At 68.9% G+C, this 18420-nt stretch carries 18 protein-coding genes; 8 read left to right on the top strand and 10 right to left on the bottom strand.

What is annotated here, in order from left to right; all coding sequences use genetic code 11:
- Nucleotides 1-184: 184 nt before the first annotated feature.
- Nucleotides 185-877 carry a TrmH family RNA methyltransferase gene (locus ACIA5H_RS10615; protein ID WP_355071522.1) on the bottom strand — a complete coding sequence of 231 codons (693 nt, stop codon included), beginning with the start codon at nt 875-877 and terminating at the stop codon, nt 185-187.
- A gap of 37 nt (nt 878-914) precedes the next feature.
- Complete coding sequence (locus ACIA5H_RS10610) at nt 915-1250, bottom strand: DUF4190 domain-containing protein (RefSeq protein WP_356962841.1); 336 nt, start codon at nt 1248-1250, stop codon at nt 915-917.
- A gap of 92 nt (nt 1251-1342) precedes the next feature.
- Between ACIA5H_RS10610 and ACIA5H_RS10605 the strand changes: the two genes are divergently transcribed.
- The 4 genes from ACIA5H_RS10605 to ACIA5H_RS10590 all read left to right on the top strand — a co-directional run bounded on the left by ACIA5H_RS10605 (nt 1343) and on the right by ACIA5H_RS10590 (nt 4511).
- Nucleotides 1343-2713 (top strand): sensor histidine kinase, encoded by a 1371-nt coding sequence (locus ACIA5H_RS10605; RefSeq protein ID WP_397075390.1) that lies wholly within the window; start codon nt 1343-1345, stop codon nt 2711-2713.
- Entirely contained in the window at nt 2710-3363 is a 654-nt protein-coding gene (locus ACIA5H_RS10600; RefSeq protein WP_397075388.1) for a LuxR C-terminal-related transcriptional regulator, read from the top strand. Before ACIA5H_RS10605 ends, ACIA5H_RS10600 begins: the two co-directional genes overlap by 4 nt.
- Nucleotides 3364-3427: 64 nt before the next feature.
- Nucleotides 3428-4003: a Uma2 family endonuclease gene (locus ACIA5H_RS10595; RefSeq protein WP_397075386.1), complete on the top strand. Its 576-nt coding sequence runs from the start codon at nt 3428-3430 to the stop codon at nt 4001-4003.
- 61 nt (nt 4004-4064) lie between these two features.
- Entirely contained in the window at nt 4065-4511 is a 447-nt protein-coding gene (locus tag ACIA5H_RS10590; RefSeq protein WP_355071515.1) for a hypothetical protein, read from the top strand.
- On the opposite strand, the gene ACIA5H_RS10585 is transcribed toward ACIA5H_RS10590, so the two are convergent.
- From ACIA5H_RS10585 to clpB, 7 genes are all read right to left on the bottom strand, one after another.
- Complete coding sequence (locus ACIA5H_RS10585; RefSeq protein ID WP_379249186.1) at nt 4495-5202, bottom strand: lysoplasmalogenase family protein; 708 nt, start codon at nt 5200-5202, stop codon at nt 4495-4497. The genes ACIA5H_RS10590 and ACIA5H_RS10585 overlap by 17 nt on opposite strands.
- Before the next feature lie 2 nt (nt 5203-5204).
- Nucleotides 5205-6263 (bottom strand): beta-ketoacyl-ACP synthase 3, encoded by a 1059-nt coding sequence (locus ACIA5H_RS10580; protein ID WP_379249188.1) that lies wholly within the window; start codon nt 6261-6263, stop codon nt 5205-5207.
- A gap of 49 nt (nt 6264-6312) precedes the next feature.
- Nucleotides 6313-6861: an orotate phosphoribosyltransferase gene (gene pyrE / locus ACIA5H_RS10575; protein ID WP_355071509.1), complete on the bottom strand. Its 549-nt coding sequence runs from the start codon at nt 6859-6861 to the stop codon at nt 6313-6315.
- Nucleotide 6862: 1 nt separating this feature from the next.
- Nucleotides 6863-7666, bottom strand: coding sequence for an SDR family NAD(P)-dependent oxidoreductase (locus ACIA5H_RS10570; protein ID WP_356962847.1), 804 nt, complete (start codon nt 7664-7666; stop codon nt 6863-6865).
- A gap of 55 nt (nt 7667-7721) precedes the next feature.
- Entirely contained in the window at nt 7722-8717 is a 996-nt protein-coding gene (locus ACIA5H_RS10565; RefSeq protein WP_356962849.1) for a hypothetical protein, read from the bottom strand.
- 80 nt (nt 8718-8797) lie between these two features.
- Nucleotides 8798-9598 (bottom strand): DUF5666 domain-containing protein, encoded by an 801-nt coding sequence (locus ACIA5H_RS10560; protein ID WP_397075381.1) that lies wholly within the window; start codon nt 9596-9598, stop codon nt 8798-8800.
- 49 nt (nt 9599-9647) lie between these two features.
- Entirely contained in the window at nt 9648-12203 is a 2556-nt protein-coding gene (gene clpB / locus ACIA5H_RS10555; RefSeq protein WP_379249191.1) for an ATP-dependent chaperone ClpB, read from the bottom strand.
- Between the two features lie 338 nt (nt 12204-12541).
- On the opposite strand from clpB, the gene ACIA5H_RS10550 reads away from it, so the two are divergent.
- From ACIA5H_RS10550 to ACIA5H_RS10535, 4 genes are all read left to right on the top strand, one after another.
- Complete coding sequence (locus ACIA5H_RS10550) at nt 12542-13477, top strand: NADP-dependent oxidoreductase (protein WP_379249193.1); 936 nt, start codon at nt 12542-12544, stop codon at nt 13475-13477.
- A 55-nt stretch (nt 13478-13532) separates the two neighbouring features.
- A complete protein-coding gene (locus ACIA5H_RS10545) occupies nt 13533-14420 on the top strand; it encodes an LLM class flavin-dependent oxidoreductase (protein ID WP_379249195.1) in 888 nt (295 codons plus the stop codon).
- Between the two features lie 308 nt (nt 14421-14728).
- Entirely contained in the window at nt 14729-15886 is a 1158-nt protein-coding gene (locus ACIA5H_RS10540) for an FAD-binding oxidoreductase (protein ID WP_379249197.1), read from the top strand.
- 28 nt (nt 15887-15914) lie between these two features.
- A complete protein-coding gene (locus tag ACIA5H_RS10535; protein WP_355072103.1) occupies nt 15915-16676 on the top strand; it encodes an FAD-binding oxidoreductase in 762 nt (253 codons plus the stop codon).
- Between the two features lie 178 nt (nt 16677-16854).
- Here ACIA5H_RS10535 and ACIA5H_RS10530 read toward each other — a convergent pair whose 3' ends face one another.
- On the bottom strand, nt 16855-18024 hold the full coding sequence (locus ACIA5H_RS10530) for an FAD-binding oxidoreductase (RefSeq protein WP_379249198.1): 1170 nt from the start codon (nt 18022-18024) through the stop codon (nt 16855-16857).
- Nucleotides 18025-18420 lie beyond the last annotated feature (396 nt).

Here is an 18420-nt window from a genome sequence, read left to right as displayed (position 1 = left end):
GCCCGTCTCGGCGTGCTCCACGCTCGGCACCTCGATATCGTCGCTCCGCGAGGTCATGGGTCAATGGTGCCAGGCCAGAACGCATTTATGCGCCCGATTTGTTACGAAAGCGATGTGCAATCGTGCCGGTGGGCTTCCGGGGGCGAAGATCGCCAGCTCAGACGATCGAGCGCGGGTCCGGCACTCACCATGCGGTCGCCGGATCGGCGTGTTGCCGGATCCAGGCGTGCATGGCGATCCCGGCGGCCACACCCGCGTTGATGCTGCGGGTCGAGCCGAACTGCGCGATCGACACCGTCATCACGGCGGCCTGCTTGGCGTGGTCGGTGACACCGGGGCCTTCCTGGCCGAACAGCAGCAGGCACGCGCGCGGCAGCGTGACCGTCTCCAGCGGCACCGAACCCGGAACGTTGTCGACGGCGACCACGGTCAGGCCCGCGCGCTCGCTGAACGCCAGCAGTTCGCCGATGTCGGCATGGTGGCGGATGTGCTGGTAGCGATCGGTCACCATGGCGCCCCGGCGATTCCAGCGCCGACGCCCGACGATGTGCACGGCCGCGGCGGCGAAGGCGTTCGCCGTGCGGACCACCGTGCCGATGTTCGCGTCGTGCCCGAAATTCTCGATCGCGACGTGGAACGGGTGCCTGCGCCGGTCGATGTCGGCCACGATGGCCTCGCGGCTCCAGTAGCGGTAGGCGTCGACCACGTTGCGGCGGTCGCCACCGGCCAGCAGTTCGGGATCGAGGCGCGGATCATCCGGCGGCGGCTCGGCGTGCTCGCTCGCCCACGGACCGACGCCGTTGGGGTGCTCGCCCCACTCCGTCGGGCCGGGTAGATCCTGCTCCGCCGCGTCCGGCGCTGGGTGACTCACCTTCATGATGCTAATTCCGGGCACCGCGCCCGCGACGCGTGGCTCAGTAGCCGGACGAGCTTCCCGCGAACACGCCGACCAGGGCGAGCACCAACATCAACAGCAGGAACAGCAGACTCACGCACAGCAGCCCGGTCGCGATGATGCCGCAGATATATCCCGCGTTGACATTCCCTCGGCCACCGATGGTTCCACCGGACGCGTCGATCTCGTTGAGCGCCCGCTTGCCCATCACCCACGCGAAAGGTCCGATGAACTGACACAGCACGAGACTCAGGATGCCCAGGATCAAGATCGTGGTGGACTGCGGGTGGTCCGGTGCTCCGTAGGCCCCATAGGCTGGATAGCCGTACGGCGGCGGCTGCGGCGGGTAGCTCATCAGCAGGATCGTAGTAGGTGTGGCTGCCTACACCACTTTTTCGGCGGTCGGCTCCATCGACCCCCGGAATCGCCGCGACCACCATGGATTCCATGACAGAGACACACACCGAACCGACCCTCGTGCTCGACGCGCCGGCCAGTGCGCCGGAACCGGAAGAGCATGTCCTTCGATCGGTCCTGCTCGCACCCGTGCGCGCCCAGTTCTGGAAGGAACTCGTCTACGTTCTCACCGTTTTCGTGCTGGGCTGCCTGGCGGTCGCCTACCTGTTCCTCGGCTTCGGCGGCGGGCTGTATCTCGCGATCACCGTCATCGGCCTGCCGGTGCTGGCAGGCGTGCTGCTCGGCGGACGGCTGTGGGGCCGGATCTACCGCGCCCTGGCCAAAGATCTGCTCGGCATCGTCGTCGCGCCGCCCCCGCCGTTCGCACCCGCGTCCGGCCTGATCGGATTCTTCCGCAGCGCCTTCACCGATCGGGCGGCATGGCGAGCGGCATTGTTCCTGCTCGCTCAGGCGGTGCTCGGCGTCGCGGTGGGTTACCTGGTGCTCGTCGCGGTGGCGATGACCATGTTCACCGCGCTCTCCCCGATCCCATGGGCACTGATCCACCCGACGAATGTCGACGAGAACGGTGTCGAGCACCAGTCGATGGTCCAGTTCGGCGATCTCTACCTCGACAGCTGGCCGAAAGTGCTGGCGTTCGCACTGGTGGGGGTACTCGGCTGCCTGGCGCTGCCCTGGCTGCTGCGCGGCGTCTGCTGGTTGCACGGGCTGTTGACGATCGCGCTGCTCGGCGCGACGACCCGCGATCGCCGAGTGACCGAGTTGCAGGAGAGCAGGCGCACCGCCGTGGAGGACTCCGCGGCCACGCTGCGCAGACTGGAACGCGACCTGCACGACGGTACTCAGGCCAGACTGGTCACCATCGCGATGGCGCTGGGCCGTGCGGAGGATCGGCTGGCCGCGGGTGGCGATCCCAGCGACCTCATCGCCGAGGCGCGCGCGGGTTCCAAGGAGGCGCTGACCGAACTGCGCGAACTGGTGCGCGGAATCCACCCGCCCGCATTGGAATTGGGGCTCGGACCGGCGCTGGAGACGCTGGCAGCGCGCTGCTCGGTGCCGGTGCAGTTGCGGGTGCATCTGCCCGAACGACCTACTCCGGCCATCGAAGCGATCGCGTATTTCTCGGTGGCCGAATTGCTGACGAACGTGGTGCGGCACGCGCGGGCCACCAGCGCGTGGGTCTCGGCGCTGCCGGGTGACGGGGGGACGATCGCGGTAACAGTGCGGGACAACGGTATCGGCGGAGTGATGACGCCCGTCGACGGCGCGCTCGGCGCTGGCAGCGGGTTGTCCGGCCTCGCGGCGCGGGCCCGAACCGTGGACGGGACGCTGACCGTGCACAGCCCGGCCGGTGGGCCGACGGTGGTGACGATTCTGCTGCCGCTGGCGGGGTCACGATGAGTGACGGACTACGCCTGGTGATCGCCGAGGACAGCGCCATCCTGCGCGACGGGCTCGCCGGGCTGCTGACCGAACGCGGCCACGAGGTGGTCGCCATGGTCGGCGACGCGACCACTCTCGCCGACGTGGTCGGCACACATAACCCCGACGTCGTCGTGGTGGACGTGCGGATGCCGCCCAGCTACACCGACGAGGGGCTTCTGGCCGCCATCGAATTGCGCCGCAAATACCCGATGACCGGCGTACTGGTGTTCTCCCAGTGGGTCGAGACCCGCTATGCCACGGAATTGCTGGCCGGTGGCGCGAGCGGCGTCGGCTACCTGCTCAAGGACCGGGTCGCCGACGTCCGTGACTTCGTGGACGCGCTGCACCGCGTGGCCACCGGAGGGACCGCGCTCGACACGGAGGTGGTGAGTCAATTGATGGGCGCCTCACGTCAGCAGGATGCGCTGGCCCGCCTCACCCCGCGCGAACGCGAGGTGCTCGAGCTGATGGCCCAAGGCCTGTCCAACAGCGCCATCGCCGCCGCGCTGACCGTCACCGAGCGGGCGGTGGAAAAGCACATCGGCAACATCTTCCTCAAGCTCGACCTACCGCCCTCCGACACTCACCACCGCCGCGTCCTGGCGGTATTGCGACTCAAAGGCTGAATCCGTGCTCCCCCTCCCGGGCCGTGTGCAAGACTTCGCGGCGAATCGAGCGGGAGGGGACACCGTGGCTGTCGGATCGTACTGGCCTGATCATCTGTTGACGCTCGACGACTGGGACGCACTGCCCGAGGACAACAGCCGTTACTACGAACTGGCGGAGGGGGTTCTCATCGCGTCGCCGCGCCCGCCGTCGCGACACCAGCGGACGGCATTGCGGCTCTGCACACAGATCGAGCCGCAACTGCCCTGCGGCTACAGCGTGCTCATGCAGTCGGAAGTGGTGGTCGACCACGGCCACCCGCCGACCGTTCGTGTTCCGGACGTGCTGGTCGGGCCTACCGCCGACATCGACGCGAACCTTCCGCGCTGGAACGCCGGTGATCTGCTACTCGCGGTCGAAGTTCTCGCCGACGGCACACGCCGCACCGATCGCCGGGCTAAGTTCTTCGAGTACGCTGCGGCCGGTATCCGGCACTACTGGCTGGTCGACCTGGAGCCGGTCGGCCTGACCGTCTATCAGTTGAACGATGGCGACTACGAGTTGGCCGCCATAGGGTCCGGCGCGGTGACATCGCAACTGGCCGGAACCCCGATCACAATCGACCTCCCCGCGCTGACCAGCAGCCGAGCGGGCCGATAGCGCTTTCCACCGCCCGTTCCGGGCCTATCCTGGAGGTCTGGCACTCGGGGTGGAGGCTGGTATGGATCACGAGCGGATACTGCGCACGGTGCTCGGGGTGACCGCCGGGTATCTGATCCTGCTGGCGCTGTGGTTGGGGTGGGTGGTGCATCGGACGCCGCCGGGGACGGTTCCGTATCAGATCGTGGCGTTGGTCGGGTTGTTCGGTTCGTGCGTCGGCATCGGGATGATGCTCGCCGGACGACCGTCCAAGGCGGATCGCCGCTTGTGGCGGCACGGGCTTGAGGGCTGGGCGACCGTCGAGGGCGTGCACCCGCTCGAGCGCACCGACCATTACACGGAGCTCACCGAGCTGGATCTGGAACTGACCGTACCGGGCTCCGAGAGTTACCGTGGCACTGTGGTTTTCGACGCCACCCCGGCCGACAAACCCCGGCTCGCGGTCGGCGAGATCCTCTCGATCCGCGTCGACCCGGCGAACCGGGATCGCATCATTCTGGTGCTGTGAGCACCGGCTTCACGTGCGCTTTCGGATCGGCGAGCAGGTACTGCGCGGCCGCGTAGGTCGCCAGGATCACGCCTTCGGCCACCCGCCGAGTCCGCTCGCCGCGCGCGAACAACCGCCGCAGCACGATCAGCCCGTCCGAGACGGTGAACAGCAGCGCTCCGATGCCGAGGCGGCTGCGCGGATCGGTACCGGGAATGTTCACTCCCGCAACATTTTTCGTGGCGGGCGCCAGCGCAGGGTCCGACGCGAGCACGGCCGCGGTACCCAAGGTGACGCCGTACGCGGTCAGCGGCGCGGCCACCGAAGGGGCCTTCTTCCGCAGCAACCCGGCCGCACCCAGCCAGGCGGCCACCCGCGGTACGGCCACCCCGGCGGTGGGCCTGCCACCCATCCGCCACCACAGCGCGGCGTATCCGGCCTGCATCACCGCGAACGACGAGGCGCCCGCGATCAGCCTGCGGTCGTCGTCCGGATCGATGAGCAGGATATCGCCGACCGTCGCCGCGCCCAGCGACCCGATCAGCACCGTGCGCTCGGTGGACGGCAGCTCTCTGCCTTCGGTGGCCACGTCCGCCGCGAGCAGCGGCATCAGCAGCGGCTTCGCGATCCACTGCGCCTTCTCCCGCCCGGTGACGGCGCCGAAGACGGTGAGCGCCGCCGCCGCGAGATATCCGGCTCGGAACGGCCGCACGGTCAGAAGCTCGGCTCGGCGGGCGCGGGCGGCAGCGTGACGACTTGTCCCGCGTAACTCAGCCCCGCGCCGAAGCCGAGCAGCAACGCCGTCTGCCCGCCCTTGGCCTTGCCGGTGACCAGCATTTCCTCGATCGCGAGCGGAATGGACGCGGCGGAGGTGTTTCCGGTGTTCTCGATGTCGTTGGCCATCGGGATCTCGTCGGCCAGTCCGAGATTCTTCTTCATCAGCTCGTTGATCCGGGCGTTGGCCTGATGCGGGACGAAGACCTCGATGTCCTCCTTGGCCACGCCGGAGACCTCGAGCGCGGTGGACAGCGCGCGCGGCAGGGTGACCGCGGCCCAGCGGAACACGCGGGGGCCCTCCATCCGCAGCGACATCCGGCCGACCGGATCCACCGCCGGGTCGAGCCCCTGCATGGCCTGAGCGCGCCGCATGTACTCGAGGAAATCGATGTCCTGCATGATCGCCGCGGCGTTCTCGCCGTCGCTGCCCCACACGGTCGGCGAGATGCCGTTCTCGTCGCTCGGGCCGACCACGACCGCGCCCGCGCCGTCACCGAAGATCATCGCGGTGCCGCGGTCGGTGGGGTCGAGTCCCACGGTCATCGTCTCGGCGCCGATGAGCAGGACGTACTCGGCGGAACCGGATCGGATCATGTCGGCGGCCACGCCGAGGCCGTATCCGAAGCCGCCGCAGCCCGAGGTCAGGTCGAAAGCGGGGACGCCGTTCATGCCGATGTCATAGGCCACCTGCGGGGCGCCGTGCGGGGTGAGGGTCAGCCAGCTGGAGGTGGCCAGGATCACGGCGCCGATCTTCGACCGGTCGACGCCGCTGTTGACGATCGCGCGCTCGCCCGCCGCCGCCGCGATCGACCGGAGCGTCTCGTCACCGCTGATCCAGCGCCGGTTGCGGACGCCGGTGCGCTCGAAGATCCACTCGTCGGTGGAATCCAGGACCTCGCAGACCTCCGCGTTGCTGACCAGGCGTTTGGGTCGGTAAGCGCCGATTCCGAGCATCGCGACGTTCTCGCGGCTCCTGTTGACTGCAATGCTCACCACTGGAGACTCACACGACCCTTCACCTTCGAAGACTTACACCTCGTCCAGGCTATCCCAGGGCGAGATCCTTCAAGCCGAGGATCGACCGGTACTCCAGACCTTCCGCGGCAATCACCTGGTCGGCGCCGGTTTCCCGGTCGACGACGGTGGCGACGCCGACCACGGTAGCGCCCGCGGCGCGCAACGCGCGCACCGCGGTCAGGGGCGAATTGCCGGTCGTCGTGGTGTCCTCGACGACCAGCACCCGCTTGCCAACGACATCGGGACCTTCGATCTGGCGCTGCATGCCGTGCGACTTCGCGGCCTTGCGCACCACGAAGGCGTCGATCGGGCGGCCGGGCGCGTGCAGCACGGCCAGCGCCACCGGGTCCGCGCCCATGGTCAGGCCGCCGACGGCGTCGAAGTCCCAGTCCGCGACGAGTTCGCGCAGCAGCTTGCCGATCAGCGGGCCCGCGCCGTGGTGCAGCGTCGCGCGGCGCAGGTCGACGTAGTAGTCGGCCTCTTTGCCCGAGGACAGGGTCACCCGGCCGTGCACGACGGCGAGCTCGCGTACCAGCGCGGCCAGCCGGTCCCTGTCGTTGGTAATCACGTCGATCATGTCAAGTCCTTCCGCGTGCGTTGAACAGCCCGCGATTGAGCCGGGCCCCCAGGGTTCGCGGGATCATTCCGGCGACGGTGGTGAGCGCTTTGTACTGCACACCGGGCACGCTGAGCACCCGGCCCTTCTCCAGATCACGCAGTGAGCCGGCGACTACCTGGTCGACGCTCAGCCACAACGCTTTCGGCAGCGAGGACATCTCGATGCCTGCTCGCTGGTGGAATTCCGTGCGGACGAATCCCGGGCACAGGGCTTGGACCCGGACTCCGGTCCCGGCCAATCCGCCTGCCAACCCTTCCGTGAAGGATACGACGTATGCCTTGGACGCCGAGTACGTCGACCCTCGTCCGGGAATCAGGCCCGCCACGCTGGCCACGTTGACGACGCAGCCGTTGGCCGCCGCGATCATCGGCGGCAGCGCGGCCCTGGTGAGCCGCACCACGGAGGTGACGTTGACGTCCAGTTGCGCCTGCAACTGCTCGGGCGGCAATGTCCAGAACTCCCCTGACCGCGCGAAACCGGCGTTGTTCACCAGGAATTCGACGCCGTCGGCCAGCCGCGCCGCGACCCGCTCGCGATCCTCGGCCCCGGCCAGGTCGGCGACGAGCAGCTCCGAGCGGGTACCGAAGCGGTGTTCCATCTCGGTCGCGAGGGCGGTGAGCCGCTGCTCGTCCCTGGCGGCCAGCACCAAGTCGTAGCCGAGGGAGGCCAGCCGGGTCGCGTAACCGCGGCCGATACCCGAGGTCGGTCCGGTGATCAAAGCCACCGGGCGGGTGGCGCCGGGCAGCCGGGGATGCTCGGTCATGACGGCGCGATCGATGGCAGTCGCTCGGGTCCGACCGCGGTGGGCGCGCGGCCGGTCACTTCGGCACGGGTCCCTGGTAGGGGCGGAAGCCGGGATGGAACGGTCCACCGGGCGGGTCGGCGGGCCGCTGCCGCGACTCGGAGTCGGCCCGGCCCTCGGCGCGCTCGTCGCGTTCCTCATGTGACCGAGGTCCGTCGTCCTCGCGCACGCGGGCGCGGGTGTTCGGCACGACGGCCAGCGACGGGCGGCGCGCCGGTTCCGATCCGCGCTCCTCGGCTCGCTCGCCGGCGTGGGAGTCGTCATCGGACCGCTCGTCGCCTTCGGCCTCCGGGCGCGGACGGTCGCCCGCGTCGTCCTCGGGGCCCCGGACGTTCTCGCCCCGCTGACGCTCGCGAGGCCGGGAGCGGCCCGGCTCGGGTCCGCCGTCGTCGAAGTGCGGCTCGCTGACCGGCGGCAGCACGTGCAGCAGGCCGGACAGGCGCAGCACCGCGTCGATCGCGCCTTCCCAGTCCTTCGGGGTGGTGCCGACCAGCAGCATGCCCAGCGTCCAGTTGCCCTCGCTCCAGAGCATCTGTACGGAGTCCGGAAGATTCTCGATGAACGCGACCATGCGCTGATCGACCGCGTGCCTGGCGATTTCGGGGTTGGTCGCGAACACCACGCGATCACCGATGGCGCCGAGCAGTTCCAGATCGTGGTCCTTGGGCGGCGCGGCCGTCTTCAGCCGCATGTCCACGTCGATGTCCGAACCGATCTGGCGGCGGACCGCGACCAGCGTCGCGGAGTCCTCCAAGTCGAACAGCACGAACTTCTCGCCCTTGCGGATGCCGGAGACCACGTCGACCGCGGAGAGATAGCCCAGTTTGGTCAGCGCGCCCCGCCGCCACGTGGACGGCAGCGCGGGTTCCACGGACACATAGGTATAGCCCTGCGACTTCGCCCACACCTGTCGCGCGTGACCGGTCCGCTGACGCTGGAGCCGATCGAAATACAGCAGCACGATCGCACCCACGAGCGCGATCGCCGCCAACCCGAACCACATTGCCGTCATCGACGCCTAGCCTAATGGTCCGGGCCGGACATGGTCCGTCATTACCCCCGGCGCTTCGCGCGGGCCGCGCCCGGCGCGGCTCATCGTCCGCCGCCGGGCAGCGAGGTACCGATGATGACCTTCGCCTGGATCGATCCGTCCGCGGCCTTGTCGCCCTGGATGAGCACCAGCTCACCGGTGGCGAGATCGGATACTTTCGTGCCCGACAAGGCGATCACCTGCGTCTTGGCGTCCGTGCGCACCGTGATGGTGTTGCCCATCACCGAACTCACCGTCAGGGTGCCCCCGTCGTTGGCGGTGATGGTGCCCATGGTCGCGCCGAGCCCGTCGGCATCGCCGAGGCCGGGCACGCTGGGCAACCCGCTCGGTGGGGTCGGCTGGGCGTTCCTGGTTCCCGGCGCCGGTCTCGTGGTGACGCGCGTCGTCGGCGCCGCCGCGGTGTCGGTCGAGCCGGAATCGCTTGCGCCCAGCAGCACGCCCGAGACCACCCCGATCGCACCGATGAGCAACACGACGCCGATGCCGAGGGCGATCCACAGACCGGTGTTGCGCCGCGGCGGCTGCGGTGGTGGCCCCTGCGGCACTCCCCCAGCGGGCGGCATCGCGCCGCCGGGCGGCCCCGCCGCACCCGGGGCGGTGTCCGGATAGGCGGCCCACTGGGAGTCGTAGGACGGGAACGCGCGCGTCGCGTTCGTCGGGGGTGGGCCCCAGGATCCGTACTGCTCCGTCGGGGGATATTCCGACGGAGCGCCGGCGCCGTACGCGTCGGGATACGCCGTGGTGTGCGCCGGGCCCCCGTAGCCGGACTTGCCCGGCGGACCCAGGTGCTCGGTCGGTGCATCCTCCGGCCGCTGTCCCCAGGGATCGTTCGGGTTGGTCATGGCTTCCAGGGTAAGCGGCCCCGCACGCGCGGGGCCGCTTGCTCGCTCATCACCTTCCGACGATCAGGCCGTCCCCGTCGGGGCTGACGGTCACCTTGACGCTGTCGCCGTCGGTGACCTCGCCCGCGAGCAACTCCTTGGCGAGGGAGTCGCCGATGGCCTGCTGGATCAGCCTGCGCAACGGACGAGCTCCGTAGGAGGGGTCGTAACCGCGCACAGCGAGCCAGAACCGCGCCGAATCGCTGACCTCCAGCTTCAGCCTGCGCTGCGCCAGGCGCTTCTGCAGCTGATCGAGCTGGATGTCGACGATCTGCTCCAACTGCTCCTCGTCGAGCGCGTGGAACATGACCACGTCGTCGAGGCGGTTGAGGAACTCCGGCTTGAAGGCCGAACGCACCGCGTTCATGACGAACTCCTGGTCACCACCCGCACCCAGGTTCGAGGTGAGGATGAGGATGGTGTTGCGGAAGTCCACCGTGCGGCCTTGGCCGTCGGTGAGCCTGCCCTCGTCGAGCACCTGGAGCAGGATGTCGAACACGTCCGGGTGCGCCTTCTCGATCTCGTCGAACAGCACCACCGTGTAGGGCCTGCGCCGCACCGCCTCGGTGAGCTGGCCGCCCTGGTCGTAACCGACGTAGCCGGGCGGGGCGCCGACCAGCCGGGCCACCGAGTGCTTCTCGCTGTACTCGCTCATGTCGATGCGGACCATGGCGCGCTCGTCGTCGAACAGGAAGTCCGCCAACGCTTTCGCCAGCTCTGTCTTGCCGACGCCGGTGGGGCCGACGAACATGAACGAGCCGGTGGGGCGATTCGGATCGGCGACACCCGCGCGCGCCCGGCGCACCGCGTCGGACACCGCCTGCACCGCCTCGGTCTGACCGACCACGCGGCGACCCAGCTCCTCCTCCATGCGCAGCAGCTTCTGGGTCTCGCCTTCCAGCATCCGGCCCACCGGAATGCCGGTCCACGAGGACACCACCTCGGCGATGTCGTCCGGGCCGACTTCTTCCTTGAGCATCACCTCGCCGTCGCCCGCGGTGGCCGAGGACTGCTCGGCCTGAGCGAGCTGCTTCTCCAGCGCGGGGATCCGGCCGTAGCGCAGTTCGGCCGCCTTGCCCAGATCACCGTCGCGCTCGGCGCGTTCGGATTCGCCGCGCAGCGCTTCCAGTTGCTCCTTGAGCGTGCGCACCTGGTCGATCGCGCTCTTCTCGTTCTGCCAACGGGTGGTCAGCTGATTGAGCTTCTCCCGGTCGTCGGCGAGTTCGGCGCGCAGCTTCTCCAACCGCTGCTTGGAGGCCTCGTCGGTCTCCTTGGCGAGGGCGACCTCCTCGATCTCCAGGCGGCGCACCGCGCGCTCCACCTCGTCGATCTCCACCGGGCGGGAGTCGATCTCCATGCGCAACCGCGAGGCCGACTCGTCGACCAGGTCGATCGCCTTGTCCGGCAGGAAACGGGAGGTGATGTAGCGGTCCGACAGCGTTGCCGCGGCGACCAGCGCGGAGTCGGTGATGCGCACACCGTGGTGCACCTCGTAGCGATCCTTGATGCCGCGCAGGATGCCGATGGTGTCCTCCACTGACGGCTCGCCGACCAGCACCTGCTGGAAGCGCCGCTCCAGGGCGGCGTCCTTCTCGATGTGCTGGCGGTATTCCTCCAGCGTGGTCGCGCCGACCAGGCGCAGCTCGCCGCGGGCCAGCATCGGCTTGATCATGTTGCCCGCGTCCATCGCCGATTCACCGGTGGCGCCCGCGCCGACGATGGTGTGCAGCTCGTCGATGAACGTGATGATCTGGCCCGCGCTGTTCTTGATGTCCTCCAGCACGGCCTTGAGCCGCTCCTCGAACTCGCCGCGGTACTTCGCGCCCGCGACCATCGCGCCGAGGTCGAGCGCCACGACGGACTTGCCGCGCAGTGACTCCGGGACGTCGCCCGCCACGATGCGCTGGGCGAGCCCCTCGACGATGGCCGTCTTGCCGACACCCGGCTCGCCGATCAGCACCGGGTTGTTCTTGGTGCGACGGCTCAAAACCTGTACCACCCGGCGGATCTCGGTGTCCCGGCCGATGACCGGGTCGAGTTTGCCGTGGCGGGCGGCGTCGGTGAGGTCGGTGGAGTACTTCTCCAGCGCCTGGTAGCTGCCCTCCGGATCGGGGCTGGTCACCCGGGCGCTGCCACGCACCGCGGTGAACGCCGCACGCAGCGCGTCGGCGGTGGCGCCGTACTTGGTGAGCAGCATCGTCACATCGGAGTCGCCTTGGGCGAGACCGACCATCACGTGCTCGGTGGAGACGTATTCGTCACCGAGTTCGGTGGCCAGGCGCTGCGCCGCGGTGATCGCGGCGAGCGCCTCGCGGCCCAGCTGCGGTGTGGTGGTGGCGCCGGTCGCCTGCGGCAGCCGGTCCACGATGGCCTGTGCCTCGTTGCGCACGACCGCCGGATCCGTTCCGACGGCCTTCAGCAAGGGCGCGGCGATGCCGTCGGTCTGGTCCAGCAACGCCACCAGCAAGTGCGCCGGACGAATCTCCGGGTTGCCCGCGGCGGAGGCCGCCTGCAGGGCGGCGGTCAGTGCGGCCTGGGTCTTGGTGGTGGGATTGAACGAGTCCACGAGTCACCTTCCTACTAGTCGAGTCGATTCGTACGGCGCCGAGCGTGTTCGCCCGGCCGAAGCCGTCGCTTCGTCCCGCTCCGCCTTCGGCTCGGCGCCGTTCCTACCCGTCCAACGTCCGAAAGGTTGAGTCTGTTCCGCTCAAGTTTCAGATTCTTCGCCACGCCGCTCGGATGCCGCCGGATCGTGTCGAACGCTACGCCCCGGCACCGGCGAAAGCGACGCCCCGCGACACCGCCGATGCGATGATTCCGCACGTCGGCGACCTTCGGATGCCTACGATGACCTCGGCCGTCAGTTGTTGCAGCACTCTTCACCCCGACTCGAGGAGCGAATGGATGCGCGCGATCGTGGTACGGAAGTTCGGAGCGACGCCGGAACTGGCCGAGATGCCGATGCCCGAGCCGGGCCCCGGATCCGTGCGGGTCCAACTCCAGGCGGCCGGGGTGAATCCCTTCGACCGGAAGGTGGCCTCCGGCCTCCTGGAAGGCAAACTGCCGCACGACTTTCCGATGATCCTCGGAGTCGACGGGGCGGGCACGGTCGCCACGATCGGCGCGGGCGTCAGCCGGTTCGCCATCGGCGACCGGGTGGTCGGCAAGTTCCTCACACCGCCGGTGGGCCACGGCAGTTTCGCCGAGTACGCGGTGCTCCCGGAGGGCGGCACGCTGGTGCCGATCCCGCCGGGCGTTACCACCGTCGCCGCCGCCGCGCTGCCGACGGCCGGGGTGACCGCGCAGGACCTCGTGGACGCCACCCACATCCACCCGGGCCAGACCGTGCTGATCGTGGGCGCGACCGGCGGCGTCGGCTCCTTCCTGGTGCAGCTGGCCAATATCGCCGGCGCGCACGTCATCGCCACGGCACGCGGCGACTCCGCCGATCAGATGACCCGCTTGGGCGCGGCCGAGACGGTGGACTACACCGCGGGACCGGTGCGCGACCAGGTCGCCGCCGCGCATCCGGACGGCATCGACGTCCTGTTCGATCTGGTGAGCCCGCCCGAGGCGCTGGCGGAGCTGACCACGCTGGTCCGCGACGGCGGCACCGTCTACTCCACCACCTTCGCGGCCGACGAGGACGCGTTGCGCGCACGGTCGCTGAAAGGGGGCAACATCGAATCCAAGGGGAAAGCGCCGGAGCTGGCCCGGCTGATCCAGCGCGTCGCCGCCGGTGACGTGGTCGTGCCGATCGACGCGACCGTCCCGCTCGCGGAGGGACCCGCGGTCATCGGAGCGCCCGGCGCACGCGGCAAGACCGTGCTCGCCATCTGAGCGACACCGGCCCGCCACGCCGGGCCGGGCGTCCCGCGAGACCACCAGGAGGTGTGTGACGAGCACTCGACCGCCCCAATTCGGTCTGTTCCTGATCCCGGAGGCCGACGACTTCCGCAGGCTCGCCGAGCTGAGCGTGTACGCCGACGTGTCCGGGCTCGACCTGATCGGGATCCAGGACCATCCCTACCAGCGCCGTTTCCTGGACACCTGGACGCTGATCACCGCTCTCGTCGCGCGCACCGAGCGGATCACCTTCTTCCCCGACGTGGCGAACCTGCCGCTGCGCCACCCCGCGTTGCTCGCGAAGGCGGTGGCCTCGCTCGACATCATCAGCGACGGCCGGATCCAGCTCGGTCTCGGCGCCGGCGCGTTCTGGGACGCCGTGGCCGGGATGGGCGGACCGCGCCGAACCGGCGGCGAGGCGGTACGCGCCTTGGCCGAGGCGATCGCGGTGATCCGCGCCTTGTGGAGCGACGAGCGATCGGTCCGGGTGCCCGGCGCCTTCTACTCCCTGGCGGGCGCGCATCCCGGCCCCCGGCCGCGACACGAGCCCGGCATCTGGCTCGGTGCGCGCGGGCCGCGCATGCTCGAGCTCACCGGACGCGCCGCCGACGGCTGGGTGCCGTCCGCCGCGTGGGCGCCGCCGGAGTTCCTCGCCGAAGCGGGCGAGCGGATCGATGCCGCCGCCGCGGCGGCGGGCCGGGATCCGCTGACGGTGCGGCGGGTGCTGAACGTATCGGGCACCATCACCGCGGACGGGTCCGATCGCGGCTTCCTGGAGGGCCCGCCCCAGCGCTGGGTCGACGACCTGCTCGCCCTGTACCGTGACCAGCGGATCGACGGTTTCGTCTTCTGGCCGACCGAGGGGGAACCGGTCGAGCAGATCCGTCGTTATACCGAGCAGGTCGTGCCTGCGGTGCGTACCGGCGCCGGAACCTGACCGGCCGGAAACGGCATCCTCCGGTCCCGCATCGACGCGGAAATCCGGCCCGGCCCGCCCACGACGGCGGTACCCGACGGGTCAGCGGCATCCGCCGTTTGCCCACCGATTACCGTTTGCCCGGGTCGCATGGCACTGACGGGCGCAGCCGGACGTAGTCCGTCTCCGGCACGGGCATGGCCGCAGCGAAGGCGAAGGTTCGCTTTATACCCACACGACCACGGCATTTTCGGGGATACTTGTCGGCGGGAGACCGCCGGTAACGGGTATGTCCCCGGGCAGAACTGAGGGAAAGGAAGCTCCACGTCGTGGATGCGCGTTCGGCTGCGCTGGTCCGCGCCAATTTTCGTTCGGTGATCGAGTCGCCGAATGGACCCGAGCGGTTGGTCAGTGCGTTCTACGGACATTTGTTCGCCGAGAACCCACGGTTGCGCGAATTGTTCCCACCCGCCATGGAGATGCAGGCCAAACGGATCGCCACGGCCATCCAGTACGTCCTCGATCACCTGGAGGACTGGGACCGCGCGCAGAAGTTCCTGGAGCAACTCGCTCGCGACCATCGCAAGTACGGCGTGGAGGCCGCGCACTACGACGTAGCGGGCCGTGCGCTGCTGGCGGCGTTCCGCGTCTACAACGGCGCGGCGTGGAATCGGAGCCTGGAGGAGGGCTGGCGCGACATCACCATCCTGATCTCCGCGTCCATGGCCATCGGCGCCAACTCCGACAAGTCGCAGCCGGTGTGGGAGGCCACCGTGGTCGGCCATCGCCGCGTGCTGGAAGACCTGGCCATCGTGCGCCTGCAGTCCGATGGGCCGGTGCCCTACCAGGCCGGGCAGTACGTGCCGGTCACCATTCCGCAGCGGCCCAAGATGTGGCGCTATTTCTCTCCTGCCATCCCGTCCAACCCGTACGGCGAGATCGAGTTCCACGTGCGCAAGATCCGCGGCGGCTGGGTGAGCCCCGCGATCGTCAACGAGACCAGGGTCGGCGACCGATGGCGGATCGCGGGCCCGCTCGGCGGACTGCACGTCGACCGGGACAGCGGCCGTGACGTGCTCATGATCGGCGCGGGCACCGGCATCGCCCCGCTGCGCGCCCAGCTGATCGAAATGGGCCAGCGCGGCATCAACCCGCGAGTGCACTTCTTCATCGGCGGCCGCTATCCCTGCGACCTGTACGACGTGGAGAACATGTGGCAGCTCTCGCAGAGCAACCCGTGGCTGACCATCGTTCCGGTGTGCGAGCAGAAGACCAACCCGTGGTGGTACCCGCATCCGCCGCAGGACGCACCGTACGGCATGCACCGGCGCCTGATCGGTAACCTTGGCGCCGTGGTCGCGAGCTTCGGCGCGTGGGAAGACCGGCAGATCCAGATCGCCGGCTCGGCCCGGATGATCGCGGACACCCGGCGCGCGCTCATCGCGGTCGGCACGCCGGAGCAGAACATCAGCTGCGACCCTGTGTAAGAAGGAGGCCCCGTTGGGGGATCCGAGCATGCTCGGCAATGGTCATCAGGCGCCGGAGTGGACTTCGACCGTGGTCGGCCATCATCGCCTGCGACACGATCTCGCGGTGATCCGCCTGATCGGAGAGTTCGTGCCGTTCGCCGCCGGACAGTCGGTCGAAGTCCGGGTGCCGCAGCATCCCGGCGTGCGCCGCAGGCTGTCCCCCGCGCTGCCGCCGTCTCTGGACGGCAAACTGGAGTTCCACGTGCGCACGGTGCCTGGCGGCTGGTGCAGCGCCGCGATCGTCGCCGACACCCAGCCGGGCGACGAGTGGCGGATCGGCGCTCCGGCAGGCGGGTTCTGGGTCGACCCCGACGGCGACGAGGTGGTGATGATCGCGGGCGGTACGGGACTGGCGCCCATGCGCGCTCAGATCCTCGAGCTGGCGCGCAAGCCGTCGCCGCCGCCCACCTACCTCTTCGTCGGGGGGCGTTCCCCCCGCGACCTGTACGCCTCGGACATGCTCTACCTGCTGGCCGCCGAATTGCCTTGGCTCACGGTGATTCCGGTGGTGGAGAACCCGGAGGATCCGAGCTGGGTCGACGACTGGTACGAGCAGTCCCGCGTCGACATCGGCTTCGCACCCGACGACCTGCTCTACGGCACCCTCGCCGAAGTCCTCGGCTCCCACGGCGCTTTCCTCGAACACCAAGTACTCGTCTGCGGCTCCCCGGCCATGGTCCAAACCACGGTCGACCGCCTCCTCGAAACCGGAACTCCGCCGGAGCGAATCCAATTCGAGGGGCTCTGACCGACCAGCAGATCGATACAGCAGCCGTAGCATTGCCACCATCGGATATCCCGAGGCTGCAACAACGGCGAGCCCCTGGGAGCGCGGTCATCACCTGACACGCCCGGCGCACCGCAACCACGTCTTTCGAGCGAAGCGAGACCGAGCATCCGCCGTTCGCGGCGCCGCAGGCGCCGGACTAATACAACGGGTCGTGGCGGATGTTCTTCGCCAGGGTTCCGGCTGCCATGAGGCGGAACTTGGTGGTCTGCACCATCGAGGGTGAGCCGACGATCTGCACGTCGCGGTCGGACCATGCGCCGAAACTGGCGACGACCTTGCCGATCTGGCCGGTGACGCGGGGTTCCAGGCCCGGCCAGGTGGTGCGCGGCTCCTCTGGTTCCGGGTACCACCAGGGGTTTTCGTCGTGCTCGCTCACCGGCGTGACCGTGAGCCAGCGGTTGGCCATCGCCAGCTTGCTCAGGGTCTCCAGGTCGTAGAGGTCGCAGGGGTGGTGGCCGCCGACGAACAGATGCACCTTCGGATTGGCCCGCCGCATCGCCATCGACATCAACTGCGCGCGCAGCGGCGCGATTCCGGTGCCGCAGCCGACCATCAGCATCTTGCGTTTGGCGTTGCGCGGAACGCCGAGGCCGCCGAGTGGCGAGCCGAGCAGCCATTGGTCGCCGACGACAGTCTGGCCGACGATGGCCGAGCTGACCCAGCCGCCGAGCACGCTGCGGACGTGGAACTCGATCTCACCGTTGGCATTCGCGGGCACGGCGGGCGAGAGATAGCGCCACATGCGCGGCCGCGACGGAACCTGCACGCTCAAGTACTGGCCCGCGGCATAGCGCATCGGCTGATCCAGTTGCAGCCGGACGACGACCAGGTTGCGCAGCACCTCGCGGCGCTCGATCACCGTGCCGGTCCACACCGACGGCGTGGTCTCCTTCTCCGCCGCGCCGATCATGGTGTCGGAGATGATCTGCAGGCCCTCGTCCCAGGCGCGGTCCACCTCGTCGGTCCACATCTCGGTGCCCGCGAACACCTTCACGGCGTTCTTCAGCGCGGTGGCGACGGCGGCGTAGTGCGCGGGCTGCACGCCGTATTTGCGGTGGTCCCTGCCGAGCTGGGCCAGGAAGGGCAGCAGCTTGTCGGGCTCCTCCAACCGGTCCAGTGCATAGGAGATCGCCTTGACCAGGCGGTCGCGCTGGGAGTCCATCGCGGCGGGAAAGAAATCGCGGACGTGCGGGTAGTCGGTGAACAAGATCGCGTAGAACGATCTCGCCAGTTTCTCCGGCCCCCCATCCTCCGCAGCAACCGCCTTGAACGTAGTTCTGATCAAAGCGACAGTGCGTGAATCCATTGGTCTCACAACCCCATTTCGCACTCGTTCACGAACCATGCCGGCGAGTGAGGTGCTGCGGGGCCACTCGACAGCAGCCGATGGCAAGGAGTGTAGGCGAGGTTTGCCAGCAACGGAATCTTTCGAAGGAACATACCGCGCTCAATTTCGTCGATACGAGGATGCCCAGGGCGACACGCCAGAGAAACCGACTGCAAGACCGGGGATTCGGCGCAAAATCAGTCGTGTGCATACCGAATTGGTAAGGCCCTCTTGTGGAATTACGTCCCGATTGGTCTGTTCTAGCGACTTCAGGGCAACATGGCGCCCACCCGAGGTAGATCGAATCGGGTAGGCCGAACCGGTTACGTAAACTGATCTATGGTGAAAATGTCCAGTTGATTCGACAACGAAATA

Source organism: Nocardia sp. NPDC051900 (assembly GCF_044452545.1).
Classification (GTDB): Bacteria; Actinomycetota; Actinomycetes; order Mycobacteriales; family Mycobacteriaceae; genus Nocardia; species Nocardia sichangensis.
This window is presented reverse-complemented; position numbering and strand designations above follow the sequence as displayed.